The organism is Pinisolibacter aquiterrae (assembly GCF_019160155.1).
GTDB lineage: Bacteria > Pseudomonadota > Alphaproteobacteria > Rhizobiales > Ancalomicrobiaceae > Pinisolibacter > Pinisolibacter aquiterrae.
Genome location: NZ_JAFNIH010000012.1, coordinates 1 through 1083, shown reverse-complemented (window position 1 = coordinate 1083; position 1083 = coordinate 1). Strand labels below are relative to the sequence as shown.

The 1083-nt window shown below is 65.5% G+C and carries 1 protein-coding gene; it reads right to left on the bottom strand.

Annotated elements, in window-relative coordinates:
- Nucleotides 1-26: 26 nt before the first annotated feature.
- Nucleotides 27-1083, bottom strand: a protein-coding gene (locus J3S89_RS02460; RefSeq protein WP_217925888.1) for an IS3 family transposase whose coding sequence is annotated in 2 segments (ribosomal slippage) — nucleotides 27-889 and nucleotides 889-1083 — 1058 coding nt annotated over the 2 segments. Because the reading frame shifts where the segments join, the coding sequence is not laid out codon by codon here. This gene is flagged as partial in the annotation.

The following is a 1083-nucleotide window of genomic DNA, read 5'->3' as shown; positions in this document are numbered from 1 at the left end:
TGACGTGCTCCCCATTTTCCTGCCGGTCATAAGTTTGGTCCGGCGGTGATCTGGCCCTGATCGGACCGGGTGGCGAACACCGACGGCGCGAGGCCGCCGAGGCTCGAATGGGGGCGGAGGGTGTTGTAGTCGATCCGCCAGTTCTCGATGATCCGTCTCGCCTCGGCAAGCGAGGAGAAGACGTGCTCGTTCAGGCACTCGTCGCGGAGCCGGCCGTTGAAGCTCTCGACGAAGGCGTTCTGGACCGGTTTGCCCGGCGCGATGTAGTGCCACTCGATCCGGGTCGCCTCGCTGAAGCGCAGGACGGCATGGCTGACGAGTTCGGTGCCGTTGTCGCTGACGATCATGAGGGGCTTTTCCCGCCGAGCCATCAGTGCCTCCAACTCGCGGACGACCCGTGTGCCCGACAACGACGTGTCGACCACGCTGGCGAGGCATTCGCGCGAGAAGTCGTCGACGACGTTCAACACACGGAAGCGGCGACCGTCGTCGAGTGCATCGGATACGAAGTCGAGCGACCAGCGCTGGTTCGGCCCTTGCGGGATCGTCGCCGGTGCTCGCGTACCCAAGGCCCGTTTCCGGCCGCCTCGCTTGCGGACCATCAGCCGCTCCTCCCTGTAGAGCCGATAGACGCGCTTCAGGTTGATCGCCCGGCCTTCCCGCCGCAGCAGGATCGCCAGGCGTCTGTACCCGAAGCGTCGTCGCTCGTTGGCCAACTCGCGCAGCCGGGTTCGGACGGCGGCATCGTCGCTGCCGCTCCGCTCGTACTGGAAGCTCGATCGATCCACGCCGAGAAGCCTGCAGGCCCGTCGCTCCGATAGTCCGCGATCGGCGATCGCCCGCCGCACGGCATCGAACCGGGCAGCAGGCGTCATCAATTTTTTCCCAGGAGATCCTTCAACACGGCGTTGTCGAGCATCTGCTCGGCCAAGAGCTTCTTCAGCCGCCGATTCTCCTCCTCGAGCGTGCGCAGGCGCGCCGTCTCAGGAACCGTCATCCCGCCGAACTTGGCCTTCCACTTGTAGAGAGTCGTCTCGCTGATCCCGTGCTTCCGGCAGAGGTCCGACGGCTTCATGCCGGCCT